13 protein-coding genes are annotated in these 24,884 nt (G+C 67.3%); 7 read left to right on the forward strand and 6 right to left on the reverse strand.

Annotated elements, in window-relative coordinates:
- The first annotated feature begins 1,320 nt into the window (after positions 1 to 1,320).
- The 3 genes from HUA75_RS19190 (at position 1,321) to HUA75_RS19200 (ending at position 8,393) form a co-directional block, all read left to right on the forward strand.
- On the forward strand, positions 1,321 to 6,567 hold the full coding sequence (locus tag HUA75_RS19190; RefSeq protein WP_174487231.1) for an RHS repeat-associated core domain-containing protein: 5,247 nt from the start codon (positions 1,321 to 1,323) through the stop codon (positions 6,565 to 6,567).
- Positions 6,555 to 7,031, forward strand: a complete 477-nt coding sequence (locus tag HUA75_RS19195) for a hypothetical protein (protein WP_174487232.1) — start codon at positions 6,555 to 6,557, stop codon at positions 7,029 to 7,031. The genes HUA75_RS19190 and HUA75_RS19195 overlap by 13 nt, the downstream gene beginning before the upstream one ends.
- Positions 7,032 to 7,212: 181 nt before the next feature.
- Positions 7,213 to 8,393 (forward strand): IS3 family transposase gene (locus tag HUA75_RS19200; RefSeq protein ID WP_371746144.1). Its coding sequence is split into 2 segments (ribosomal slippage): positions 7,213 to 7,504 and positions 7,504 to 8,393, totalling 1,182 coding nucleotides; the frame shifts between segments, so codons are not numbered across the junction.
- A 130-nt stretch (positions 8,394 to 8,523) separates the two neighbouring features.
- On the opposite strand, the gene HUA75_RS19205 is transcribed toward HUA75_RS19200, so the two are convergent.
- The 4 genes from HUA75_RS19205 to HUA75_RS19220 all read right to left on the reverse strand — a co-directional run bounded on the left by HUA75_RS19205 (position 8,524) and on the right by HUA75_RS19220 (position 16,628).
- Positions 8,524 to 10,176 (reverse strand): ISL3 family transposase, encoded by a 1,653-nt coding sequence (locus HUA75_RS19205; RefSeq protein ID WP_174487234.1) that lies wholly within the window; start codon positions 10,174 to 10,176, stop codon positions 8,524 to 8,526.
- Positions 10,177 to 10,299: 123 nt separating this feature from the next.
- Positions 10,300 to 10,596, reverse strand: a complete 297-nt coding sequence (locus HUA75_RS19210; RefSeq protein ID WP_174487235.1) for a hypothetical protein — start codon at positions 10,594 to 10,596, stop codon at positions 10,300 to 10,302.
- 136 nt (positions 10,597 to 10,732) lie between these two features.
- On the reverse strand, positions 10,733 to 15,664 hold the full coding sequence (locus HUA75_RS19215) for a myxosortase-dependent M36 family metallopeptidase (protein ID WP_174487236.1): 4,932 nt from the start codon (positions 15,662 to 15,664) through the stop codon (positions 10,733 to 10,735).
- Positions 15,665 to 15,887: 223 nt separating this feature from the next.
- Positions 15,888 to 16,628 carry a hypothetical protein gene (locus HUA75_RS19220; protein ID WP_141647745.1) on the reverse strand — a complete coding sequence of 247 codons (741 nt, stop codon included), beginning with the start codon at positions 16,626 to 16,628 and terminating at the stop codon, positions 15,888 to 15,890.
- A gap of 221 nt (positions 16,629 to 16,849) precedes the next feature.
- Here HUA75_RS19220 and HUA75_RS19225 point away from each other — a divergent pair, with 221 nt between their 5' ends.
- The 3 genes from HUA75_RS19225 to HUA75_RS19235 all read left to right on the forward strand — a co-directional run bounded on the left by HUA75_RS19225 (position 16,850) and on the right by HUA75_RS19235 (position 20,312).
- Positions 16,850 to 18,682, forward strand: coding sequence for a HAMP domain-containing sensor histidine kinase (locus tag HUA75_RS19225; protein ID WP_141647746.1), 1,833 nt, complete (start codon positions 16,850 to 16,852; stop codon positions 18,680 to 18,682).
- Positions 18,679 to 19,395 carry a response regulator transcription factor gene (locus HUA75_RS19230; RefSeq protein ID WP_141647747.1) on the forward strand — a complete coding sequence of 239 codons (717 nt, stop codon included), beginning with the start codon at positions 18,679 to 18,681 and terminating at the stop codon, positions 19,393 to 19,395. Before HUA75_RS19225 ends, HUA75_RS19230 begins: the two co-directional genes overlap by 4 nt.
- Positions 19,396 to 19,559: 164 nt before the next feature.
- Positions 19,560 to 20,312 carry an energy transducer TonB gene (locus tag HUA75_RS19235; protein ID WP_174476509.1) on the forward strand — a complete coding sequence of 251 codons (753 nt, stop codon included), beginning with the start codon at positions 19,560 to 19,562 and terminating at the stop codon, positions 20,310 to 20,312.
- A gap of 21 nt (positions 20,313 to 20,333) precedes the next feature.
- Here the strand turns inward: HUA75_RS19235 and HUA75_RS19240 are convergent, their stop codons facing one another.
- The gene (locus tag HUA75_RS19240; protein ID WP_174455045.1) at positions 20,334 to 21,452 is read right to left on the reverse strand and encodes a tetratricopeptide repeat protein; all 1,119 of its coding nucleotides are present in this window, start codon (positions 21,450 to 21,452) and stop codon (positions 20,334 to 20,336) included.
- A 207-nt stretch (positions 21,453 to 21,659) separates the two neighbouring features.
- On the opposite strand from HUA75_RS19240, the gene HUA75_RS19245 reads away from it, so the two are divergent.
- Positions 21,660 to 22,502 carry a zinc metalloprotease gene (locus HUA75_RS19245; protein WP_174455044.1) on the forward strand — a complete coding sequence of 281 codons (843 nt, stop codon included), beginning with the start codon at positions 21,660 to 21,662 and terminating at the stop codon, positions 22,500 to 22,502.
- 50 nt (positions 22,503 to 22,552) lie between these two features.
- Here HUA75_RS19245 and eutB read toward each other — a convergent pair whose 3' ends face one another.
- Positions 22,553 to 24,850, reverse strand: a complete 2,298-nt coding sequence (gene eutB / locus HUA75_RS19250) for an ethanolamine ammonia-lyase subunit EutB (RefSeq protein ID WP_174487237.1) — start codon at positions 24,848 to 24,850, stop codon at positions 22,553 to 22,555.
- Between the last annotated feature and the right edge of the window lie 34 nt (positions 24,851 to 24,884).

The raw sequence follows: 24,884 nt of genomic DNA on the forward strand, positions 1-24,884 counted from the left end.
CTTGGGGCGCACCTGACGCCGCCGGCGGTAGACCCACGATTGCCCCGGTGCTCAGCCGCAACCCCCGGCGTCCGGCAAACTCCCGCTGCGTCAGCCCGCTTGCTTCGAACTCCTCTGCGACGCGCACCCACTCCGGCTTCTCAGCTCTCTTCCGCATCCATCGAGGGATGACCTGCCACGCTCATCCCGGCAACGCCCCGCAGCACGTCGTCCGTCGGACGGATACACAACGGTAGCCAGAACAAAATCTATATCGAGGTGACGGTGCGGCAGCATTCCACTGGCAGTCGCTCCCCGCCCGCGCAAGATATGCGTCCACGAAGCTCACAACTAACTCTGACGCTACGCCCCCTGGAAACAGTTGACAGAAATCGTACGTTTCGAGTCTAAGCGCCCTACTGTTCCAACAATCCGGGAGAGGGCATGCGCGTGGGCGGCAATTTGTGTCGAATGGTGGGATTGTCTGCTCTGATTGGCTTCACAGCCTGCACGGACGACATGCCTGTCAGTGAACCCCAGTCGCCAGCCGCGCCGCGAGTCCTGACGGAACATCGCACCGCAAAGCCAGGCAATGGCAGCAAGGCCGTGGGGGAGGACTGCGCCAGTGGCTCTCACTCGGACTGCACTTCCGGACTGTGTCTGAAGGTGGCCATCCAGAACAGTGCGCCACCGCAACACGGCTACGTCTGCAGCAGCACCTGCCAGCAGTCTTCGGACTGTCCGGCCCAATGGCGATGTCAGTCCATCATCCCTTCAGGACACGAGCGGGTCTGCGTCCCTGAGCGCGAGTAATCCACGCCCTCGGGCGCACCGCCTTGCCGTTTCTCCACTTCTGGCCGCCTCTTCCAACGTCGCGCCAGACCCTTGAATCTCCGCTTCTCGAAAGAGCCGCTTCCCGCTCTGCCCATTGGACTTCGCACCATGCCCCTGCCATTCCGCATCGGCCTTCTTCTGCTCTTCCTTGCCGCTCTCTTGCTGCCCAGTCCCAGCCGTGCAGCGGCCACGTGCAATGGCAGTGGATTCGGCGCGAGATTCTGTCTGGGCAGCACGGCATATGCCCGCTGCCATTGCGATGGCAAACCAGGATCCGGAAACGCGGACCTCATCAATCCCATTGATGGCGTGTACCACCCTGAGACCCAGTCGTGGTCAGCCGTATGCTGGAGCCGTGGCCTCTTCCCGCCATTCGAGTGCAGCGATCTCCCCCCCTCGGAGTCCGGCTGCGACGACGCCTGCTTCAACCCGCCCCCGGACTGCGAGGACGGCAAGAACTGCAGCTGCGGCCCCAACGGCGAGACGCTTCCCGTCATTGGAGACCCGGTGCACGCCGTCACGGGTGAAAGCATTCTCGTCGAGACGGACCTGACCCTCGGCGGAAGCCTGGCACCCACCACATTCACCCGCCGCTACACGTCCTCGCCGCTGACGTGGCTCAACGAGGGACTGGTCCACTCCCTCCCCAAGCCCTTCGGCAGCAGTCCTTCCAACGCCTCCACCCTCAACTGGTGGCACGACTACTACAGCTTCGTCTACGTCTCCTCCTCGCGCTGGGCCGTCGTCAAGGAGACGGGCGCGGTGACGCGCTTCACGCCCTGCACCGGCATTCCTTGCACCGCGACGCCTTCAGGCGGCTCCCTCAGCAAGAAGGAGCGCCTCCAGCGGACTTCCTCGGGCTTCATCCTCACGGACTCCGAGGGGCGCAAGCGCTACTTCGAGGCAAAGCACGTCGAAGCGGGCAGCACCCGCGAGCGCTACTTCCTGAGCAAGCTCATCGCCCAGAACGGCGCGCAAGAAGCCGTCCTCACCTATGCAGCCCCCCCAGACCTCTCCTGTCCGGCAGGAGGCACTGGCAGCGCCGCCGGCGTGCCCTACCTCGCCTCCGTCCAAACGCCCTCTGGTGGATTGGACTTCCAGTACACCCAACTCAGCTCGGCTCCCGGAAGCGAGTGCGTCATCCGTAGCCTGAAGCGACGGGGGGAGTCCACGCCCGCTGTCATCTATTACTATCTGGAGAACTCCACCAGCAACGAGATGCCAGGACTGCTGGCCCGGGCCGCCTTCGCTACCAAGTCGTTGATGTACGGATACTCCAGCTCCGCCCTCACCGTCTCGGTGGGCGTGGGCGGCGTCGCCCTCACCCGCCATGACTACACCTCCGGCACCACTTCCGTCGCCACGGCCACTTCCCCCGGCGAGTCCCTGACATTGGGAGCCTTGACGTCGTCCACCTGCCAGCCCGGGAGCAACTGCTGCGGCGTGCAGCCCCAGGCTCGCACCGCCACGGACGCCTACGCGGGACGGGGTGATGGGTTGACGGGCGCCTCCGGCTTCGTGCGCACCCACGAAACGCTTTCCAACGCAGACCAGACGACGTCTCCGCGCCTCTACCAGACCTCCGACGCCTGCAGCGTTGCCGGCGCCTGCAGCCCGGGCACCGACCGTTACGAGTGGGCTTGCGCGGCCAGCGGCCTACCCGCCTACGAGAAGGCCCGCAAGAACAAGCGCAACTTCTGGGAGGTCTACACCTACGCCTCTCCCTCGAGCAGCACTGGAATGCCAGCGTCCCTCCTAGAGAAGACGGGTCTCAAGCGTGGCGCCACGGACATGACAGGCACCGGCTCCCTCGAGGAGGAGTCCTTCGGCTACTCCTATGGCCCTCACGGAGAGCAGCTTCTCGCCTTCTCCGAGAAGCCCAGCCTCCTGGGCGCTTCCGGCCAGAAGGCTCGCACCTTCCACCGCTATGACTCCACCGGAAGGCTGGAAGCCACCATTCAGTCCGGCTGGACGCGCGCCTTCGACACCTCCACCGGCACCTGGAGCAACCAGCAGCGCTGGGTTGGCACCTTCTTTCTCACCACCCGCAGCGGCGAGTCCACGCCCGACAGCCTCGGCCGCACCCTCGAGCAGCAGGGCCCATGCTTCGTCTCCAGCGAAGCCGCCACCGCCTGCCCCTCCGGCACTCCCTTCCCGCTGACACGCACCTACTACTGGCCCGACACCGAAACCTCTCCCCGTCGCAACCAACTGCGCAAGCTCGCCGTCTACCCCGCCGGCCCTTCCAGTTCCCCTCTCGAGACGTCCTACAACGCCTACGACGCCAGCGGTAAGGTCACCGAGTCTGTCGACGCCAATGGCGTCACGACGCTCTCCTCCTACCTGGGTGACCTCCTGGTGTCTCAAACCGTCCGCGTCAGCGGCCAGCCCGACGTCGTCACCGCCTATGGCCATGATGCCGCAGGCCAACTGACGTACGTCCTCCACCCCCAAGGCAACTACGAGGTGTATTGCTATCGCCAGGGCACGACGGCCGGCTGCGTCGGCGGCACCCTCACCAACAAACTGCAGTGGAAGGCCAAGTCCTCCACTTCGACGGCCGCCACCTGGTCCGAGAAGGTGACGTACACCTACTGGCTCGACGGCACCCGCAACGAGGAGCGCTACCTCGATGCCTCGGGGGCCACGCGCCGCATCCTCTCCTACGCCGCCGACGCTCACAGGCGCCCCTCCTGGGCGAAAACCGGCACCGGCACCGGTAGCTTCGTCGCGACGAAGGGTTACGACGCAACCAACAACGCCTCTGGAGAAGGGCGAGCTTTCAACTCACCTCCGGCCTGGTGCGCCGTGGACGCCAATGGCCTGCCCACGTCCGCGGCCTGCACCACCCAACAATACGATGGCGCAAACCGGCTGCTCCGCCTGGACGAGCACCCCACCTCCTCCTCCACCAACCGGACGTGCTTCAGGCACGACGCCCACGGCAACCTCACCAGCGTTGACGTCGGCGTGCCCGCCACCACCGACTGCGCCACCGCCACTCATTCCTCCAAGGCCTTGCGCTACCAGTTCGATGACTTCGGCAACCTCGTCGAGTCCACGATAGGCGCCATCGTCAGCAGCCCCACTCGTTACGCCCATGACGCCATGGGCAACCTGCTGGTGCGGCAGACGCCCGCCATGGCCGCGGCGCACGCGCGTGACTACCTCGGCTATTCTCATGACACCCTGGGGCGCATGCTCTCCGCCACGCACTTCTCCCCGCTCGTCCCGGGTGGCGCGGAGGGTCTCCATACCAAGGGCTACGACAACTCCGCGACACCGCCCTCCTCCTGCGGCCTTTTGACTCACACCCTCGGCCGGCTCCTCTACCAGGACGACTCCTTCGGACGCACTTGGTACAGCTATGACGCCTGGGGACGCGTCACCCAAGAGGTGCGCCTGCGCGTGGGCACTTCAACCTGCTCACCCTCCACGCCCTACTCCAATCCCCATACACTCTACGCCTACAACGCCAACGGCAATCTCACCCAGATTACCTATCCCTATGGGCGCATCATCACCTACGCCTACGGCGCAGACGCGCTCGCGGACAGAGTCTCCGGCGTCAACATCCTCACCTACGCCCCAGGCGGTGCCTCCACCGTCACTCCTGTCGTCTCCCAGGTGGCATGGGAGCCCTACGGTGGCCTGCGCGGGTACCGCACCCACTACGCAGGCACCCTGGGCAGCGTCGAGTACGCCCTGGGCGACAACGCCTCCGCCGCGCCCTCCGCCTGCCCCTCCTCCCTTCCTTCCCTCCCGGGAGACTCGACGGGACGTATTCGCGCCCTCTGGGTCTCCTCCCTCGCCTCCGGCGCCAACTTCTCTCCAGGCTCCGGCAATGGCGCTGTCTTCAAGCAACTCTATACCTGGCAGGCCGACCAGCTCGTGCGCGCCGACTCCTGCCTCCTCGGCGCCTCCTCGCCGCGCATCGAAACCTATGGATATGACGCCCAACTGCGTCTGACAGGAGCGACTGGAACCCTCTCCACCACCGGAGGCGCCTTCTCGACGCGCACCTTCGGCCTGGATGCCCGCGACAACCGCACCGCCGAGTCCAGCGAGGCGAACGGCTGGGCCTTCCAGTACAGCTCCACCCTCCCGGACCGCGTCCTCTCCCGCAACTCCACTCAGAGCGGCTCCTCCCTCGGCCACTCCTACCAGTACGACGCCGACGGACGCGTCTTTCGCAAGGACTGGCGCCAGGAGTACGGCGGCTTTGTCATCCCCGGGGACCCTCCTTTCTGGATGGACTTCGGCTCCGGCCCCTCCGCCAGTGGTGCCACCGACTCCGTCTTCAAGTCCCTCACCCTCCGCAGTCTCGTCTTCGAGTACTTCTACGACGCGGAGAGCAAGCGTCGCATCAAGGTCTATCCGACGGGCATCCACGACGAGTACTTCTACGACCGCGACAAGAGGATGCTCCTCGACCAGGGCAACCCCTCCGCTCTTCCCTCCTCCAGTCACCCTGTCGACGAATACGTCTGGCTCGATGAGCGCCCCATCGCACTCATCCGCAGCAAGCTCGATGCCTCCTGGTTCCACGAGGGAACCGCTGACTGCACCCGCCTGGGCGATTTCTCTCCCTGCGGCGTCTACCACCTCGTGACGGACTACCTCGGCAAGCCCGTCCTCATGATTGACTCCCAGGGACGAGTCACCGGCACAGGTGAGTACGCCCCCTCCGGCCACGTCAACCGCGTCAGTGTCGACATCGAAACGCCTCACCCCTACACCACCACCACCGCTGCCTTCGGCTCGGTCATGAAGCAGCCCGCCGTCTCGGGCACTTCACTCCAACAGCGCGTCCTCTTCGACAACCTCGGCCTCTTCAACCAGCAGCATGACTGTCCTTCCGGCGGAGTGCAGGGCCGCAACTCGAATGCACTGCTGTCAACGACCGACGACAGCATCGATATCCAGGACGCAACCACCAACACCCCGCTTGTCACCGTGACCTCCGTGGACTCAGGTGGAGGCAAGAACCATGGCCACCAGTGGACCCCTTGGTTTGCTCCGGGCGCCAATGGAGTCAAAGTTCACCTCAACAACTCAGGCATTGCCTATTGCGAGGAGGGCTTCGACTGCAGCGGCATCCAGTGCATCCCTGTCTGTGGCTGCAACACCACCGCCACGCAGAAAAGGCGCATCGGCGCGACCATCTCCGCCTACGAGTACCGTCGGTTCCAGACTGGGGCGACTCCGGCCTGGACGCCGCTTCGCTACCCTGGCCAGTACTTCGACGTCGAGTCCGACCTGTTCGAAAACTGGAACCGATTCTACGACCCGAATCTCGGAAGGTACCTCCAGCCGGAGCCGCTCCTTCAGGATCCGAACTTCAGCATCGTCGAGGCCAAGGAAGGACGCACGATGCCTGCCTATGCCTACGCGTTCAACAATCCGATGGCGTTCATCGACCCGACTGGCCTTCAAGGAACGTGTAGTGGAGGTCGGTGTGCTGGACCGGAGGTCCTTCCTTCTGGAGGTGCGGGAGCAGCAGGTGGGGCAGCTGAGGCGGCCGCTGCCGCTACTGCTGCTGCTGCTGCTGCCGCAGCAGCGAAGGATTGCGAGGACAAGAACCGCTGCGCTGAACACTACACAAGGTGCCAAGCAAAAGGCGGCGGGGTTATGGGTGGCCGCGTGGATGGCGAATCTCGATGCGGATCTTGCCTCAATTACTGCACATCGAACGGCTTCTGGCCGGCGGCGGTCTACTCTTGGAACGGGAGAAGAATGCCATGCCCCGGATAGTTGAGGGTCCGCAGGATCCAACCCTCCATGATTCGAACTGGCGGTCCTTCAACCTTTCCCAAGAGGCGAACAGCGCATTGGCAGGGAAGAACTGGGTGCGCTACCGGCAAGGTCTCCGGCACCTGGAGCGGGAGTACAACGGGCGCGTGCCGAATGCCTCTCTCCGGCGCTCGCTCGCGGAAGATGCGTTCTTCTGCGCGACCCACTGGAAGAGGAACCGGAGGATCGTCCAGAACGCTCTCCGGAGCTTGTTGAAGCATCCGCTGGGCGTGAACCGCTACACGTTCGTAGCGGCCGAGTACTGGAAGTGGGCTGCCGCTGTTTCCTCAAAGGATCTTCCTGAGGCGAAGCGGATGATCGCGCTGGCACGTGAGGCGATGAACACCACTGATGCCCTCACTCAGGAGAACCTGAAGCGGATGCTCGCGGTCGTGACGGCTGTACCGTCAGGCCCCAGCCGATGAGCACAACCTCAACGTTGGCCCCACCCACCTTCTCCCTCGGGGCTCAGGCTGCCTGAATGGGGTTAGGGTTGTGCTCCAGCGCCCAGGTCCGGGAACGTCCGCCGGGGCACGTGCTGGGTGGGCGTGCCCCTGAGCGTCACCCGCTTCCGTGGACACCCCTGATGTGATGGAAGGGTGTTCGATGTCGGAGAGCGAGAAGAAGCAGAGGCGGCAGCGACGTAGCTTCAGCCCGGAGTTCAAGGCCGGGGCCGTGAAGCTGGTGCTGGTGGAGGGCAAGTCCGTCGCGGAGGTGGCGAAGGACCTGGACCTGACCGAGACGGCCTTCCGCAAGTGGGTGGAGCAAGCGAAGACTGACAGAGGCCAGGGCAAGCCGGGCGCTCTCACCAGCGAGGAGCGTGCGGAACTCTCTCAGCTCCGCAAGCGAGTGCGCCAGCTCGAGATGGAGCGAGAGCTATTAATAAATGCAGCGGCCTTCTTCGCGAAGGAGATGAAGTGAAGTTCCGCTTCATCCACGCGGAGAAGGCCTCCACGTCGGTGGCATTCATGTGTCGCCAACTGGGCGTCTCCCGCTCTGGCTACTACGCCTGGGCGAAGCGGCCTGAGTCTCAGCGACAGAGGAGCGACCGCGAGCTCTGCGTGGAGGTTGCGGCCATCCATCAGGAGAGCCGCGGCACCTACGGCAGCCCTCGCGTCCATGCGGAGCTGCGCGCACGGGGCCGAAGCGTTTCTGAAAAGCGCGTCGCCCGCATCATGCGGCAAGAGGGCCTGGCGGCACGCACAAGACGCCCCTTCGTGCGGACGACCGACAGCCAGCATTCCCATCCGGTCGCTCCCAACGTGGTGGCCCGTGACTTTCTGCCTCCAGAGCCCAACCGCACCTGGGCAGGCGACATCACCTACGTGTGGACCTCCGAGGGCTGGCTCTACCTGGCCGTCGTGCTTGACCTCTTCAGCCGCCGCGTCGTGGGCTGGAGCATGAGTGAGCGCATCGACCGGCAACTGGTCCTCGCCGCACTCGACATGGCGCTCGCGGGACGGGCGGCCCCAGACCTGTACCACTCCGACAGGGGCAGCCAGTACGCCAGCGAGGACTACCGAGAGCGACTGGCTGAGCACGGCATCACCTGCTCGATGAGCCGCAAAGGCAACTGCTGGGACAACGCAGTGGTGGAGAGCTTCTTCAGCAGCTTGAAGATGGAGCTGGTCCACACGCGCAGATTCCGGACGCACGACGAGGCAACGCTCGCGCTGTTCGAATACATCGAGGTGTTCTACAACCGGAAGCGCCGTCACTCCTCACCCGGCTACGTCAGTCCCGCCGAGTACGAGCGAACGGCTGAAGCGCAGAGGCAGGAAGCGTAGTCAACCTGTCCACCGAAGCGGGTGACGCTCATCTTCTGCTTCTCCTCGTTCGCGGACATCCCGTTCTCCTTCCATCACATCTCGAATGTCTACGGAACTGGCTCTCCCGCACTTCGTGTGGACCGTAGGTTCAGATGGTGAGCAGCACTCGACGACGCAGTAGGTCGAAGTTGGCGCGGCCATACATCTGGCGCTTGAGGAGCTTGAGCTTTGTGATTTGGCCCTCGGCCTGGGCGTTGCTCCAGGGAGAGGTCAGGGCGGCCCGGACGGCATCGCCGTCCTGTTCAAGGCCCTCCGCAAAGGTTTCCACCGCGCGTACCCCGCACGCACGAGCCTCGCCCAACCACGCTTCGAAGGGCCTGCAGGACCTCGTTGGCCTTGCTGTTTGTGAAACGCCCCGCGAGCGCACGAGTTCGCAGAACCGACGGGTCAATGCGACGACACGCGACGCTTCCTCGTCCTGCTCGATGCGCGCCAACGTCGCGGTCTCCGCGGAGGTCAACTCCGAGGGCCGCTTCACGCACAGCCATGCCAGTTGCTTCGGCGAGCAGAGCGCGTCAGGGCGCGTTCCCTTCAACCACCAGTTGCCACCGGGGTAGCTGCGCGCTCCTGAGCGAGGCCGAACGGTCCGTCGCACCTGGAGCCAACGGTGGACCTGCCGCGAGGTGCCACGAAAGCCTTGAGCGCGAATCTCCCGCCAGAGTTCGCGGCCGTTCTCACACCCCGCGACTTGTCGCCACGTCAGGTACTCCAGATAAGGGTCGAGGATGCTCGGTCTGGGCACGCGCGCCGCGCGCTCGGGGAAGACTTCGGCGGCGGCGTATTTGCGCACCGTCCCTCGCGCAAGTCCCAGTGCGTGACTGATTCTCAGCAGGGGTTCCCCGGCCAGGCGACGCCGCCGTACGGCCTCGTATGCGGCAACACGCCGGGAGCGGCTCTCCTCTCGGGCTTGGGCTTCGGCATGAGTTCGCGAGAAGCTGGTGTGACGGCGTGCAGGAGGAGTATCTCCGCTCGACACATCTGGTAGCGCTCGAAGGCGGGGGTGAGCGCTGGTCATCCAGCGTTCCATCATTTGCCGTCCATTCAGCAGCAAGTGCCAGCGGTCCGCTACCTGCTGGGCCTCTGGAGCGCCCAGTGCCGCTGCTCGTGCGTACTCAGTCGACCGGTCTCTGGCGATGACTTCCACGCCGGGGTGCTGGTGCAGCCAAGCGCTCACCGTGGGAGTCGAGCGGTCTGGCAACACGTCCCGCACGCAGTGCGCTTCCAGGTCGACAATGATGGAGCCGTAGGTGCGCCCCTTGCGCAGCGCCCAGTCGTCGAGGCCCAGGACGCGAGCAGGGCTGGGCGGAGGCAGCGGGGCGCGGCGAATCAGCCGCAGGAGGGTATCGGGACTGGTGGGCATGGCCAGGGGTTTGAGCAGCCTGGCCCCAGCCTCTGCCCCGGCTGTGATTGAAACGGCGCACTGCACGGTGGCCAGCCGCCGTGTCCGCCGAGCCTGAGCGGCCAAGAGGCGCACCGGCCGCTCCGCGAACGTGCGGCGGGCGCAGTCCGGGTTTCGGCAGCAGAAGCGCCGCACACGCAGATCGAGTTGCACGGCGCGTCCTGCGGCGGGCAGGTCCGCCGGGCGTCGGACGTAGCTGCCATGCACCGCGGTACTGGGGGTCTGGCAGGAGGGACATCTTGCTCCCGTGCCCTCCATGCGAGCCCCGAGGACAACACCCGCCGCGCTACCGTGAGCCACCCGGTCTACCCGACACCCAGGAAGTGGGTACAGCGTTTCCATTCCCAGGGTGTATTCGCCCCGCTGGCGGCTTGCCGCGTCTGCCTACTCCCCAGAGGGGAACCACACGAAGTGCGGGAGAGCCACGGAACTGGGCTACTCCCAGTGGCACGCGCCAAACATCCGTTACTCCTTGAACGTGGGCGGCACTGGCCTCGGGTCGCAGGCAATGCCCGGGCACCGCTTGTTCTCCGAGCAGCTCCCATCGCAGCACTGGTACTGACGCGGCGGGCACACGGGGGTCCCAGCATCCTCCTCCACCCGTGGCGGCTCGGAGGAGACGTTCGCCTCACTCGACGCGTCTGGAGTTGGCGGGGCGGACGCATCGCGCTTCAGCTCGTCCCCGGGCCCCCTGCATCCCAGCCCGACCAGCAACACCCCGGCCACCATCCACCGCGACCACTGATTCGACTTCACGAACATTGACGTCCTCCGTGTGTCTTCGGCCTCTCCGCCATGACGCGGTGGCCCCCTTAAAAACAAGGGGCGGCCCCGGAAACCTCCCGGGACCGCCCCTCACATTTTCCATTCCGACCTCATGCCGAGGCCGGACGAAGCACTAGCTCCTGCGACGACGGCGCAGCGCGAGCGCCAGCATGGCCAGGGCCGGCATCAGCGCACTGGTGGCACTGCCACCCGCCGCGCTGCAACCACCCTCGTCCGCCAGGTTCCGCACCGTCACCGCCACTTCGGCGGGCTCGCTCGAGCTCAGGTCATCCTTCGCCCGGACGCGGAAGAGCAGCACCGTGGTCTCCGACACCTCGGGGGCGACGAAGAACGCCTCCGCGGTATCCGACTTCTCGAGCTGCACGGACGGACCCGCGACCTGCGTCCACTGCCACGTGATGTCATTGCCATCGGCGTCCTCGGCCGTGGCGCGCATCTTCACGCCCGAGCCTTCGTGCACCGTGTAGCTGCTCATCGTGGTAACCACCGGCGCGTGGTTGTCGCGCGTGACGGTGATGGTCACGATGCTCGCCGCGCTGGCCTGTCCATTGGCCGTCGCCACGAGGCTGAAGCGCAGGACGATGGACGCCCCCGTCACTTCCGGAGCGGTGAAGCGCGGGGAGCCGGTGTCCGCCCCCGTGAGTTCCACCGTCGGACCCTCGGTCTGGGTCCAGGCGAAGGTGATGTCCTCGCCGTCCTCATCCACTGCGCCGCCCAACAGCGTCACCGTGGAACCCGAGCCAACCTGCCGGTCCCCACCGGCGTCCGCCACCGGAGCACGGTCCAGCTGGCGAACGGTGATGGTGATCTCCGCCTCGCTATCGGCGATGCCGTCCGTTGCGATCAGGCTGAACGTGAAGGCGGTGTCCGCCGTCACCTCCGGTACAGCGAACGTCGGAGTGGCGCTGGTCTCGTCATCCAACGCCACCGCCGGACCCGCGGTCTGGGTCCACGAGAAGCTCAGCTCCTCGCCGTCCGCATCCGTCGAACCGGACGCATCGAGCGTGACGCTGCCAGAACGCTCATCCACCGTCGTGGGGCCGCCATCCTTCACGCGAGCCACGGCGACAGGGGGGTTGTTCACGTTGGCCACGAGGACCTGGACCACCTTGGGCTGGCTGGAGTCCGTGCCATCGCTCACCACGAGCTGGAACGTGAAGATGGTGTTCGCCGGAACCAGCGTGCTGAAGGTCGGCGTGGCCGTGTTCGCGCCGTTGAGCGTCACGGGCGGACCGCCAATCTGGGTCCACGCGTACGTCAGCGTGCTCTGCGCGGAGGCATCAGGATCGACGCTCCCCGTGCCATTGAGGGTGATGACCCGGGGGGTCACCACACCACCAGCGCCCACGACGACCTCCGTCACCGTCTGGGACAGGCCCGCCTCGGCCACCGGCGCCACGTTGCAGGTCGGAGCCGTGCCCGTGCCGGTGAAGGTCTCCGCGACGAGCGAGTAGAACGGCGTCGTGTTCGTGATGCCCCCGAGGCGGATGTTGGCGATATCCCAGCCATACGCGCCCACGCCACCGTCGGACGCATGACGGAATCGCACGCGCACCTGACGGCCCGCGAAACGCGTCCCGAAGTTGGCCGTGTACGCGGTGAACGAGGGATAGCCCACGCTCAACTGCGTGAATCCACGCAAGCCGCCCAGGTACGCATTCCCCTCATCGATCACCGCCACATTGGGCATCGGGTTCGTGGGGGAGATGGGAGGAATGAAGGGGTACCAGTTCTGCCAGGGCCCCTCGTCGACTGACAGCTCGATGGCGCCACCATCGAAGTGGACCCACGCCCCGCTGACGAACGCCGACTCGAAGCTGAAGCGGTGGAAGAAGGACAAGGTGAAGTTCGCATTCGCCGCGACATTGAACAGCGGCGACGTCAGCCGCTTGTCCAGTGCGGTCGCCTCATTGGAGGCGTGCCAGAACCCGGTCGTGGCGTAACCGTTGTCCCACATCGGACGGTAGTTGAACGTCGAGGCCACCCACGGGGTGTTCTGCGCCTCGACGTAATCCGTGTCCGACGTATTGGGCTTCTCGTCGTAGTTGACCTGGCTGCGGAACGCACGAAGGGTCGTGCCGTTCAGCAGGTTGTGCGGGAACGTCACGTCCACGCCCAGGAGCGCAAGCGCACCCGAAGCCTGCGCGGGAGCCGCCGTCAGGGCGACAGCCACGCTCGCCGTCGCCGTCGCACCGCGAGCGATGTTGCCAAACGAGAGCGAGCTGCCGCTCGAGAAGGCGCCCACGACGCCCGGGCTCGAGCCGTTGAACGCCGCGGTGGCCGTCACCGCGCTCAGGTTCCCAGCGCCCGCGTTGCGCACCGTCACCTTGAGCAGGCCCGTCTCGCCGGCGTCCAGCACGCCGTCCTTGTCGCAGCCGACGCTCGAGTCATCCAGGGTGATGCTCACCACCTCGAGGGCATCGCCCGTCTGGTAGCTCTCCACGACACCGATGTGGTCCGCGCTGTTGCGGTCCGCGACGCGCGCACCGAAGCCGGCACCCCGCTTGGCGAAGGCGCTGACGAAGCGCTGGTAGTCGGCGGGATCGCTGGCGGCGGCGACAGACAACAGCGCGTCACGCCCCTCCAGGAAGGTGGGGCTGACCGGCGTGGCCTTGTAGGCGGCGACCAGATAACGCTTCATCCGGTCCTGCGCCTCCTGGAACGGATGGGCGTTCAGCAGGCTCGCGTAGCACTCCCACAGCATCGAGGCCCAGACCTCGCCCGAGTTGTGGACCTCCGCGTTGTTCCCGCCCCCGTTGGTCGGGTGGGTGGTCGGAATGGCCGTGCCGTCCGCCATGTGGCGGAGCGTCAGGCCGTTCTTGGCCATGTTCGTGCTGTACGGAACGCGGCGGATGCCGAAGTAGTAGCCCTGGTTGCGACCACCGCTCTGGGTGTAGCCGGCCATGCCGTAGGTGCCCTGCCACTGGTTGTTGCCGGTCCGGTTCACGTCCTCGGCGCGCACCGACAACAGCATGGCGTGGAAGTCACCCCAGCCCTCGCCCATGGAGCCGCCCTGGTTGTTCGTCAGACCCGAGCCGTTACCGACGAGGCGGTTGGAGATGTAGTGCCCCCACTCGTGCGCGACGATCTCGTTGTCGAGCGTGCCATCGCGGTCGAGGTCGGCATTCCTGCGCATCCGGCTCAGGATGGGAGCCGTGGCGAGCGCCGTGCGCCATGCGTCACCATCCGCCTTGGCCACCATCAGCGACGGGATGGTGATGGCGCGGTCGACAGCCGTATTGCCACTCACGCCCATCGCCCCCAGAGCGCCCGCGGCGCTGTTGGTGATGATGACGCCAACGGCCCCCGCGTTCTGCGCGTTGAAGACCTTGTAGGCGAACGAGCACTCTCCTCGCTCGATGAGCGCGATCTTCCCGGCGAAAGGCTTCTCGCCGCCGTACGGGTCGGCGCCGTTACCATCCGCGCACCCCAGCCGGTAGTCCAGGGTCGTTTCCGCGTCCGGGCCGGTGGGAGGCAGCGCGAACGAGCCCTCGAGGTTGAAGACCGTCGGCCCGAAGGACGCGGTGTACGAGAGGTAGCCGCGCGCCAGGGGCGCCGGCTCGCTCACCGTGAGTTCCGCCACGCCGTCGAAGACGTACTGCTGCATGCGAGGACGGGCGCCGTCGGCCGGAGTCGCCATGTTGGCGTTGTTACGGCCGCCGGAGTCCTGCGCCTCCACGCGAAGGCTGTCGTTCTCCAGGCCACCCCGCCCGAAGTTGCTCAACTGGGCGTTGCCGGAGGCCTCGTCGAAGCCCGCGTCGTAGAACCAGTCGTGCAGGAAGTTGGTGATGTAGAACAGGTTCACCACGGCGGCCAGACGCTGCGTCTGGTTCGCGGCGGGCGACTTCGTCAGATCGAACGTGTAGTCGAACCCGCGCCCTGCCACGTCGCTCAGCGGCGCACGCAGGTCGAAGCCCGGCTGGAAGCCGTCGCCACCACCGAGGTCCGCGTACGCATCGACGTTGTTACCCGTCGTCACCGTCGCGTTCGCCGGCAGCCACGGGTCATTGCGGCTGAACGGGAAGTTCTGCAGCGTCACCAGGTTGGCCGGGATGTTCAGGGGCGCCTGATAACCATCCGGGGTGCCCGTGGGGTGCGGCGTGGCCTCGGTGCCCTGGGGACCGTCGTAGGGCAGCTTGCTCGCCGGGTCCGCCCACACGCGGTACGAGAACTGCTCCGACACGGTCAGGTTGTGCTTGAGCAGCAGCGAACCGTCGCGCGCGTCGATGACGTAGGCGGTGTAGGAGGCGTCCGGGTTGCTCTCCGGGCCCGCGTTGACTTCCACGTAGTACGCCGGCACCAGGCCGTCGGGCATCGGGAAGAGGACCTTCTTCGAGCGCGGCGCCTCACCAAAGCCGTGCGTCGACAACTGACGGGAGTCCACCGTGTAGTGGCTGTAGTCACCCTTCGCGCCCGCGGGCACCAGCGCCCGGGCGTCGAGTGGCGCGCCCGTCAAATCCTGGAACGCGCGGGAGATGGCCTGCGGCGCCGAGACGCGGAAGGCCGACGCCTGGGCGTTTCTCTCGTCGTCCTGCTGACGCGGCTGCAGGTAGCCGGAGATGGCCACCAGCTGCTGGCTGGCGTCCATGACGACCTTGACCTCGTTGCGGAACACCTCGATGCCATTGACCCGGCGGCCGTAGGTCGCGACCACCGCGCCCTCGCCCCCCTTGGGCATGTGCACCTGGCGCAGCTCCGCGCTGTTCACCTCGGAGGCGTTCAGGCGGTACAGGTCCGCCACGCTCCGCAGGTGCTCACGCGCCGCGGTGTTCGCGCTGGCCTGCGTCAGCGGACGCGAGGCCTTCGCCTGGGGACCCGCGCTCAGGGAGCGCTCACTGAAAACGAAGGTCGGTACGCCGAGACGACCTTCCACGCTGTTGATGCGCAGTCCGCGCTGGGACGCCGACGCGGCGGACTGAGGCAGGGAGCGATCCGCCGGCGTGAGGAGGAAGGCATCAACCGCGGCCTGCCTCGCATGAGCCTGCGGGGACCACATCAGCACGGCGAGCACGGCGCTCACCGTGCCCATCCAAAGACGCTTCATGAACGACGACCTCTTTCGGGTGGTGTTGAGGGCCCCACGCCGTCGGACGCCTGCTCGGCCAGGGCGTCCAGAGGTTAAGGATTATTTTGTTATCAACACAATAGCCCCCCCTTAACTCACCCGCCGTTCCCGCCAGCAAATCAAGAATAAACTTCTTTGCTTGCTGAAAATACGGAGAAGGCGTGCTTGCGGGAGGCAGTTGCGCGAGGGGGAAAGGCGTGCCTCAGCCGAACGGAGGGCGGGCGTTGTGGGAGATGACGAGGACCTCGTCCGGCCGGGCCTCGGCGCGCGCGTACGTGAGGAGCGCGGCGAGGCCATCCGAGTGCTTGGGCCCGGCCGTCTCCAGCACCACTTCCTCCCGGTGGGGGTGGAAGAGGTCGGCCTCGCCCAGGTTCTGCTCCATCCACCGCCGCCAGCCCGGCAGCGGGGCGCCCAGTGAGGGCTGCAGCCCCACCACGTCGTAGCCCTCCGGCGTGAAGGCCCGGTGCAGCCCCACCACCGTGGCGCCCGTGCCGAAGCCGCTCACCACCAGCCGCACGGAGGGATACGCCTCGCGCACGAAGTCGCGCAGCTCCGAGGCCCAGCCCTCCACGCAGCCCACGAGCGCGCCATTGGAGAGCTGGCGCGGCCAGCACCAGCCCTGTCGCTCGTAGCCCAGGGCCACCTCCCAGGCCTCGGAGAGCCGCCGCACGGTGCGCACCTCGCCACCGAACCCCTGCCCTCGCAGGTAGGCGGCGCCCGCCGTATCCGTGAGCGCGAGCACCGGCAGCCCGCGCTCCTTGCCCAGCGCGTCCAGCGCGAGCGAGGACGAGGAACCCGACAACTCCACCAGCCCGCAGGCTCCCTCGGGCATCGACTCCAGGTAGCGCGAAAACGTCAGGTACTTGAGCCCCCCGGAGGGAAGCTCTCCTCCCCACAGCACCACCGGCCCAGCGGGGGACAGCCGTGACAGGGGAAAGTGCATGGGCGGACCTCCCTCAGTTGAGGCCCGCGTGGACACCCGGGCCCACGGCTGAACCTCGGCACCCTCTTGCCCTGGCGGCCAGTCCCCCCCTTCTCCCGCTGTCTTCCCGTGGACCGCGAGGCTGCCCGTCCGCTGACCTGGGACACTCGTCAGCCCCCGGGGGCGATGCGAAAGGTCTCCTGGGGCACCCTCCTGTGCGATAGTCACAATCAGCGAATCGCATGTTGCGCAGGCTCCTTCCCACGCTCGTGGCCCTGGGTTGTGGGCTCCTCGCCCTCGGTTGGGGGCTGGTGAGCCTTCAACGCATCTTCACGCGCGAGCGCGAGGACGCGCACGAGCAGGTCCGCTCCCGCCGCGACGCCCTGGCGCACGCCGCCACGGAGACCCTGCGACAAATCCTGGCCCGCCAGCTCGAGGAGCAGATCGCCGCCATCCACGCCGCCGTGGACAACCCGCTGGCTCCGGGCGAGGGCTTCTACCTCCAGTTCCGCGGCCACCAGTTCCTGCCGCGCCTCATCCACCCCCTGCCGGGCCAGGACATGCCCGCGCGCGCCCTCTACGAGATGCTCTCGGACCACGTCCGGGGTGGCGCCGCCCTGGGAGGCACCTGGGAGCCCCGGCTCACGCGACTGCGCGCGGCCGAGGCCGCCCTCCTCGCGGGCCAGACGTCGCGCGCCACGGCGCTGGTGGAGGAGTTCCTGCGGCACCACACCCGCCAGACGCTGCCCGTCGAGCAGGAGCTGCCCTTCCTGTTGCTCGCGGTGGAGCACCTGCAGCGCGGCCCCGCCACCACGCCGCTCATCCGGGCCCTGCTGCGCGAGGGACTTCCGGAGGAGTTCGGCGGCATCAGCCGGGGGGCGGGGCTGCAACGCGACTTGCTGCGCGAGCGCTCCCACTTCTCGCAGGCCGACTTCGACTTCCTCCAGTCCCGCATCCTCCGGCTGAGCCGCGCGCTGGGAGAGCCCACGCGCGACTTCCTGGAGCGCTCGCGCGAGGCAGGCGCCGGCATGCTGGTGATGCCCCCGGAGCTGGTGGAGCCGACCCTGCTGGGAGAGCAGTGGTACGTGGAGCCTCGCGGAGAGGTGCTGTACGGCATCTCCGTGGACATCGCGGCGCTGCTGGTCCCCATCGCCCAGGACATGCGCACGCGCGGGCTCTTCGAGTCGGACGGACAGATGCGGCTGGTGGGGGGACGCTCGGCGATGCCGGCACGGGAGCTCATGCTGCTCGTGGAGCTGCCCGAGTGGGCGCGCGTGGAGGCCAACATCGAGGCGCGTTATGGCCTGAAGACGTTGCTGGTGGCCGTGTGCGGCGCGCTGGCGGCGGCCATCGTCGCGCTGGCGCTGGTGGCGCAGCAGCGCAAGTACCGCTTCCTGGAGCTCAAGAGCGACTTCGTGGCCACCGTCTCGCACGAGCTGCGCACGCCGCTGGCCTCCATCCGACTGCTCGGCGAGACGCTGGAGCGCAAGCTGACCCATGCGCCCGAGATGCGCGACTACCCGGCCCGCATCGTCCAGGCCGCCGACGGCCTCCACTTCCTGGTGGAGAACATCCTGTCGTTCAACCGCATCGACAAGGGCCGCTGGACGCTGCGCGCCTCACGCGTGCGCCTGGAGGAGCTGGTCAACCCGCTGCGGGACGACCTGGCGTCGGCCACCTCCGTGCCGGTGGAGCTGACCACCGACATGGACGACGCGGAGCTGGAGGCGGACCCGTCGCTCTTGCGCCTGCTGTTCTCCAACCTGGGCCGCAACGCGTGCGCCTACAACCAGCGCAGCCCCGTGCGCATCTCCGTCAGTGCCCGCGTGTTCGAAGGCCACGGCTGCACGATGCTCTTCCGCGACAACGGCGTGGGCATCCCCGAGTCCGAATGGGAGAACGTCTTCCAGGACTTCTATCGTTTGATGCCTCCCGGGCAGGAGGTCCACGGCAGCGGGCTAGGCTTGGCGCTGTGCCGGAAAATCATGAAGCTGCACCATGGCGATATCCAGGTGGCCTCCTCCACGCCCGAGGGGACCACGTTCGCGCTGACCTTCCACGAGCCGCGTCGATGACCACCTCCACCCCACCCTCCTCCACCCGTCCCACCATCCTCATCGTCGAGGATGATGCGCACCTGCGCGTAGGGCTCCGGGACAACCTGCTGGACGAGGGCTACGACGTCTCCGAGGCCCCGAGTACCCGCGACGCGGAGCCGCTCTTGCGTCAGCGCGAGTTCGACCTGCTCATCCTGGACGTGATGCTCCCGGGCGAGGACGGTTACAGCTTCTGTCGCCGCCTGCGCGCGCAAGGCGTCAAGAGCCTGGTGATGATGCTCACCGCGCGTTCGCTCGAGGACGACATCGTCCGGGGCTTCGACGCGGGGGCGCAGGACTACCTCACCAAGCCCTACCGGTTGAGGGAGCTGCTCGCGCGCGTGGGCGCGCTGGTGCGCCGTGCGGGCGTCGCGCCGACCCAGGTGTCGACGTTCGGCGGCTACACGCTGGACCTGGGCCGCCGCACCGTGACGAAGCCGGACGGCGTGGGCGTGGAGCTGACGCGCACGGAGTTCGACCTGCTCGCCTATCTGCTGCGCCACCGCGAGCGCGCGTTGCCCCGAGGAGAAATCCTGGACGCGGTGTGGGGCCGCGACGTGGTGGTGGACCCGCGCACGGTGGACAACTTCGTCTCCAGCCTGAAGAAGAAGCTCGGCTGGACGAGCGCGTCGGGCTTCACCATCCACACCCTTCGCGGGGTGGGCTACCGGATGGAGGTCTCCGCCTCATGACCGAACCGTGACGAAGAGATGGCCTGCCTCCGGCCATCCCACGTCGTGGACTCCGTAGGTTGAGTCCTGCGTGGACGGGGCGCTCCAAGCCAACTGCCCACGCCGGAGAACCACCGTGTGGTGCGGTGGACTCCGGGAGCGCCCGTCGGTGGGAGGAGGCTTCCGTGTTCAAGTCGGTCATCGAGCGGCAGCGAGCAGGGCGGTTGGGCCTGGGGTTGTGGTGGTCCGTGGCCGTCCACGCGGGGTTGTTCGGCGCGGTACTCGTCATCTCCGCCCGTCCCGCGGAGCTTCCCCCGGAGCCCGAGCCGGACATCGTCCTCACCCTGCAGCGGGGTCAGCAGCAGGTGGCCAAGGGGTACACGGCCCCGGCCCAGCCGAAGCAGGCCACCCCGCCGAAGCCGCGCAGGCCCAAGCGCACCACGATGCCCACGCAGATCAACCCGCTTCCGGCGGACCCTCAGCCGGTCGAGCCGGAGCCGGCGGCGAACCCCTCGGATACCGACGAGGTGGTGCCTCCGGGTGATGGCGTGCCGGGGGGCCACCCGGACGGAGATCCGACCAGCAACATCACCGGCGTGGCATTCATCCCTGGCCTGCCGAATGGCGTCGGCGACGGCACGGGCGAAGAGGTGCTCCCGTTCGGACAGGGCATGACGCAGCCCGTGCTCATGGGAGGCCCTCCGCTCGAGTACACCGAGCAGGCCCGCATGGCCCGCGTGGAGGGGACCGTCATCGCCAAGTGCGTCGTGACCCGCGAGGGAGACGTGCGCGACTGCCGCATCATCAAGGGCCTGGCGCACATGGACGAGGAGGTGCTGGATGCACTGCACCACCGGCGCTACAGCCCGGTGACCTTCCAGGGGCGCCCGCAGAGTGTCTCCTACGTCTTCACCCTCCGCTTCAAGCTGCCTCGCTGACCTGGGCTCGCCGCGCGTCCGTCACAAGTCGTAGCCTCCCACGGCGGACGCCGGCACCAGGACGTGTTTGAGCACATACGCCTTGAGGCGCTGCCGGACGTCCTCGTCCAAGGTGAGGACGACCTGGGGGTGGATTCGAGCCCCCACCTCGAAGAGCACCGCCTGCATCAACATGCCGTCATCGGTGATGGAGGCCAGGCGGTCCAGCGTGGGGTCGGAGCGCTCCGTCTCGCCCTTCTGCTTCTGACCCGCGTGGACGATGAGCGCCGAGCCCAGGCATTCCATCTCCTCCACCGTCGTGTAGTGCTCCTTCTCGGTGCCGGTCATCTCCTGACGGTGCGCGGGCTCGCCCAGCCACAGCGCCTTGCAGTTGGCGAAGGCGAGCCAGGACGGGTCGTGGTCCGGATCGAACTGGACGGTGACGCCCTGGCCGGCCCGCTCGGCGTAGCCTCGGGGGACGATGGCATCCTCGCGGACGACGAGCCCCAGTCCGGCGTTGGCGCGGAAGAACTGCCGGATGATGGGGTAGCGCGGGTTGAGGACCAGGCACCACGCCCAGGAGTCCAGGGCCTCATCGAAGCGCCCCAGCCGCGCGAACGCGTTGCCCAGGAAGAACCACGAGCGGTGGTCATTCGGGTTGATGCGGGTCGCCTTCTGGTAGTGCTCCAGCGCGGTGGCCGCGTCGCCCGCGAAGTACGCCGCGTCTCCCCGGAAGTTCCACGCGAGATAGCAGTCCGGGCACACGCGCGTGGCCTGCTCGTACAGCTTCGCCGCCTCCGCGTAGCGCTTCGCCTGGAAGTGAGGCTCCGCCTCGTCGAGCAACGCCCGCGCCTCCGGGTGCTCGGGCCAGTCGAGGATGACGAACTCGCCCTGCTCCGTCACCACGCGAGGGGCCTCGCGCGAGGGCACCCGCTGCGGCCAGAGCTGATCCGCCCAGCCCCCGGGAGGCGAGTCCTTTCCCTCGATGTTGTACGACACCGGGGACGCCTCCATCCGCTTCACGATCTCCGCGGGATTGAGGAATGGAGGCTTGTCCGGCGCCTTCACCTCCGCGTCCGTCCCCGAGGTGAGCGCGGGTTTTTGCGTCGAAGCGCAGCCGGCCACGAGCACGAAGCAGAGGACGACGAGGGGGCGGCGCACGGGAGGCCCTTTCGGTGAGCGGTCGCCCCCAGTCTATGCCGCCCTCGTGCCCCGCTTGCCCACTCGTGAACGATTGAGCGCCTTCTCCCCTGGGGTGCCGCCGCCCCTGGCGCAGGCCAACTCGCTTTACAATGATGTCGGAGAGCGCCTGATTTCGAGCCACGGCGGTGACGCATCCGTTGCATTCACGAAGCGGGGAGGCAGGTCATGGAGCGAAGCATCGCGAAGGCAATCGTCCTGGTGAGCCTGGTGGCCTGGGGATGCGGCGGTGGACCCGAGCCGCTGGAGGCCGACGTCACCGCTTCGCGATGCGGGACGGAGGAGCCCTCGGAGGAGACGCTGACACGGGTGGCCCAGGAGTCGAACCGAGGCGGCGTGAGCGCGATGCGGCTGCCGGGCTCGGTGCGGGTGCCGACCTATGTACACGTCATTCGCCGGGGCACGGGCGTCGCCAATGGGGACGTCCCGCTGGCGACGATTCTCGCGCAGCTCGAAGTCCTGCGTGCGGCCTATGGCGCCACGCCCTTCTGGTTCGACCTGATGTCGGTGACGCGGACGACGAACGCCACCTGGTACGTGATGGCACCCGGCAGCGCGGCGGAAGCGGCTGCGAAGAACGCGCTGCACCAGGGTGGTAAGGAGTCCCTGAACCTGTACCTGGCGAATCCAGGGGGCGGCCTCCTCGCGTGGGCCACGTTTCCGTGGGGTGTCGCCGGTACGCCGCTCAGTGACGGCGTCGTGTTGTTGAATGCGGTGCTGCCCGGGGGCACCGCGTCGCCGTACGCCCTCGGAGATACGGCCGTGCACGAGGTGGGTCACTGGCTGGGCCTGCTGCACACCATGGCGGGCTGCACGACGGACGACGGCGTGAGCGACACGTCTCGATCCAAGCCGACGTACACGTGCGTGGTGGGTGGCGACTCGTGTCCGACCGACATGGGGCTCGACCCGGTCCGAAACTACATGGGCTACGTCGATGACGCGTGCATGTCCGAGTTCACCCCGGGCCAGTCGGCGCGCATGGACTCGATGGCGCTCATGTATCGCTGACACAGGGCTCCCGGGCCCCAAAGCACGCGCGTATCGGGGACTCGCCTGACTCAGCGATGAGCCAGCTCAGGCTCCGCTCTCAGGTGAGGCACCGCTCGCAGCTCCGTCACTCCGCCCTCGGCGAGGGGCTTCATCCGCGTCGTGGCGGTCAGCTCCGCGAGGAGGCTCACCGCCTCGCGTGCCGCGGCCTCCGGGCGCACGCTGGTATCGGAGATGCCCGCGATGAGCCGGGTGATGTCGTGGTCCGCCCTGCCCTGTCGCCCCCAGGTGGTCGCGGAGGGCGCCGTCAGGTACGCGGAGAAGGCATGGTGCCCTGAGCCCGGCCGCTCGCCGATGACGTGGATGAGTGCTCGCGGCGCGCGTTCTTCCGCGTCACCGAACAACAACTCGCCCACCTGATACCCGGCTCGCACGCGCCCATGCTTCAGCACCAGGTGCTCCGGTGCCACCTTCCACCCCGCCGCGTCCAGCTCACGCCTCAGCTCCGTCAGGAACGGGTGCAGGTGCCCCTCGTCCATCAGCGAGCGTGCATCCAGTCCGTCCGAGATGAGTATCTGCGCATCCCAGCGGCCCTCGTGCCTCAGCCGCAGCATCCGGACCGCCAGCTCGGAGGCCGAGTCCAGCCGCTCTCCCGAGGGCGGATGCAGGATGTAGTCGCGACGGCCCTCCGCGCACGTGCGCAACATCACCGCCTCGGGAATCCCCGCCACCACCGAGTCCGTCAGCTCCGACCAGAGCCCCACCTTCGCGTCCTCGTACAGGGCACGCAGCTCTCGCTCCAGCGACGGCTCCAGCTCCCACGGCGTCTCGCCATGTCCCACTGCCAGCGGAACGCCCCGCTCACGCACCGCCGCCATCCCGGAGCGCGCCTCCTCCAGGATGCTCGCGTCCGAGCGCTCATCCCCCTTGCGGCGGCGATACTGGAGATAGACCCAGGCCGGGTCTCCGAAGTGCTCGGTGGGCCGCCCCGCTGCATCGATGACCCCGAGCGACTGGAAGAAGGCCCACATCCGGTCGTCGACCTTGAGGCCCCGCTTCTCGCGCAGCCGCACGTGGTCCTGGAAGCTCGTCGTCAGGTAGCTGAGCATCGGGTCATTGCGCGTGGGCAACGCCATCAGATAGCCGGGCGCGGCCTCCACCACCTGGTCCAGACACCAGGTCAGGTCGTCCAGCGACACGTCCATGTGCAACGTCGAGCACACATCCAGGCCAATCATCAGCCCGTGCAGCTTGCCCATGACGATGTCCTCCAGGCAGCAGCGCACGAGCTGCTCCCGGGTGCGGAACACCTCCGGACCGATGAACCCCGCCACGTCATTCACGTGAACCCACGGCGCGGGCGTCCGTCCCGCTCCGAGCTGCGCCAGCGACACCCGCGCCTTCAGCGCCCGGGCAAAGCCGTACTTGCGTGACTCATGCACCAGCATGTCGCAACCGAAGTGGTGCCCGTTCGTCGCGTCCGCGCCCTGCCCCGTCTCGAAGTAGAGCCCGTATCGCCCCGTCCGGCTCGCCGCATGCTCCGCCATCTTCTCCAGCGTGACGTCGAAGGTCCGATTCGCCGCCTCGTTGCCCGCAAGGCTCTGGAACCAGATGCCCGTGGTGCCAGGCCGCAGCGCCTCCACCTTCGCCTGCACGTCGATGTGCGAGAGCACGCAGTGAGGCATCACCTCCGTCAGTCCGAAGGTGACGAGGAGGTCGTGCAGCGCCGCCTCCACCGCCGCCACGGACTCCGGCGCGGAAGACACGGGATTCGTCCCGAGCACCACATCGCCCACCGCGAAGGACCAGCCGTTGAACACCTGCCAGCGGATGTCGTCCGGGTGGTCCGTGGGCGAGTTCGGCTGGAGCCGCGCACCCAGATATCCCTTCGCGCCCAGGTTGCTGCCCGGCAACGGATGGAAGATGCGCGAGCCCACCGCCTTGAGCTCCGCGTCGCTCATCAGCTTCACGACACACGCGATGACGTCGCTGCCCAGGCCGCCCAGGATGCCTTGGACATCCGCCTCGTCGGCCGAGAGCAGGTACGCCTTGAGCTGCCCCAGCGTCCAGTCCTCCAACCGCTGGAGCTCCTCGACATCCAGGGCCTCCATCATGAAGGCGTGGAGCCGGTCCTCGAAGGGAGGGTGCGAATGCAGGTCGCCCAGCCGCGTACGAGCCAGCAGCGCACGGGCATTCGCCCGGGAGTCCTCGTCGGCGGCGGCGATGCCGAGGGCCTCGTCACCCTCCTTGAACGCATTGGCTGCGCCGAGAATCCGCTGGAAGAGACGCGAGTCGAATGAACCTTGAACCCGATGGATGTAGCCGAACACGTCCTCACCTGTGAGGACGTCACGGAGACTGACGCTCATGGCGCGAGACAATGTATCCGGCGTTTCATTCCGG

The sequence above is a fragment of the Myxococcus sp. CA040A genome (genome assembly GCF_013336725.1).
Lineage (GTDB): Bacteria > Myxococcota > Myxococcia > Myxococcales > Myxococcaceae > Myxococcus > Myxococcus llanfairpwllgwyngyllgogerychwyrndrobwllllantysiliogogogochensis.

What these genes read in the sequence shown, in the direction of transcription:
- HUA75_RS19215 (WP_174487236.1), bottom strand. Translation starts at nt 15,664, where the DNA reads ATGAAGCGTCTTTGGATGGGCACGGTGAGCGCCGTGCTCGCCGTGCTG.
- HUA75_RS19205 (WP_174487234.1), bottom strand. Translation starts at nt 10,176, where the DNA reads ATGGAAACGCTGTACCCACTTCCTGGGTGTCGGGTAGACCGGGTGGCT.
- HUA75_RS19245 (WP_174455044.1), top strand. Translation starts at nt 21,660, where the DNA reads ATGGAGCGAAGCATCGCGAAGGCAATCGTCCTGGTGAGCCTGGTGGCC.
- HUA75_RS19225 (WP_141647746.1), top strand. Translation starts at nt 16,850, where the DNA reads ATGTTGCGCAGGCTCCTTCCCACGCTCGTGGCCCTGGGTTGTGGGCTC.
- HUA75_RS19230 (WP_141647747.1), top strand. Translation starts at nt 18,679, where the DNA reads ATGACCACCTCCACCCCACCCTCCTCCACCCGTCCCACCATCCTCATC.
- HUA75_RS19220 (WP_141647745.1), bottom strand. Translation starts at nt 16,628, where the DNA reads ATGCACTTTCCCCTGTCACGGCTGTCCCCCGCTGGGCCGGTGGTGCTG.
- eutB (WP_174487237.1), bottom strand. Translation starts at nt 24,850, where the DNA reads ATGAGCGTCAGTCTCCGTGACGTCCTCACAGGTGAGGACGTGTTCGGC.
- HUA75_RS19195 (WP_174487232.1), top strand. Translation starts at nt 6,555, where the DNA reads ATGCCCCGGATAGTTGAGGGTCCGCAGGATCCAACCCTCCATGATTCG.
- HUA75_RS19210 (WP_174487235.1), bottom strand. Translation starts at nt 10,596, where the DNA reads ATGTTCGTGAAGTCGAATCAGTGGTCGCGGTGGATGGTGGCCGGGGTG.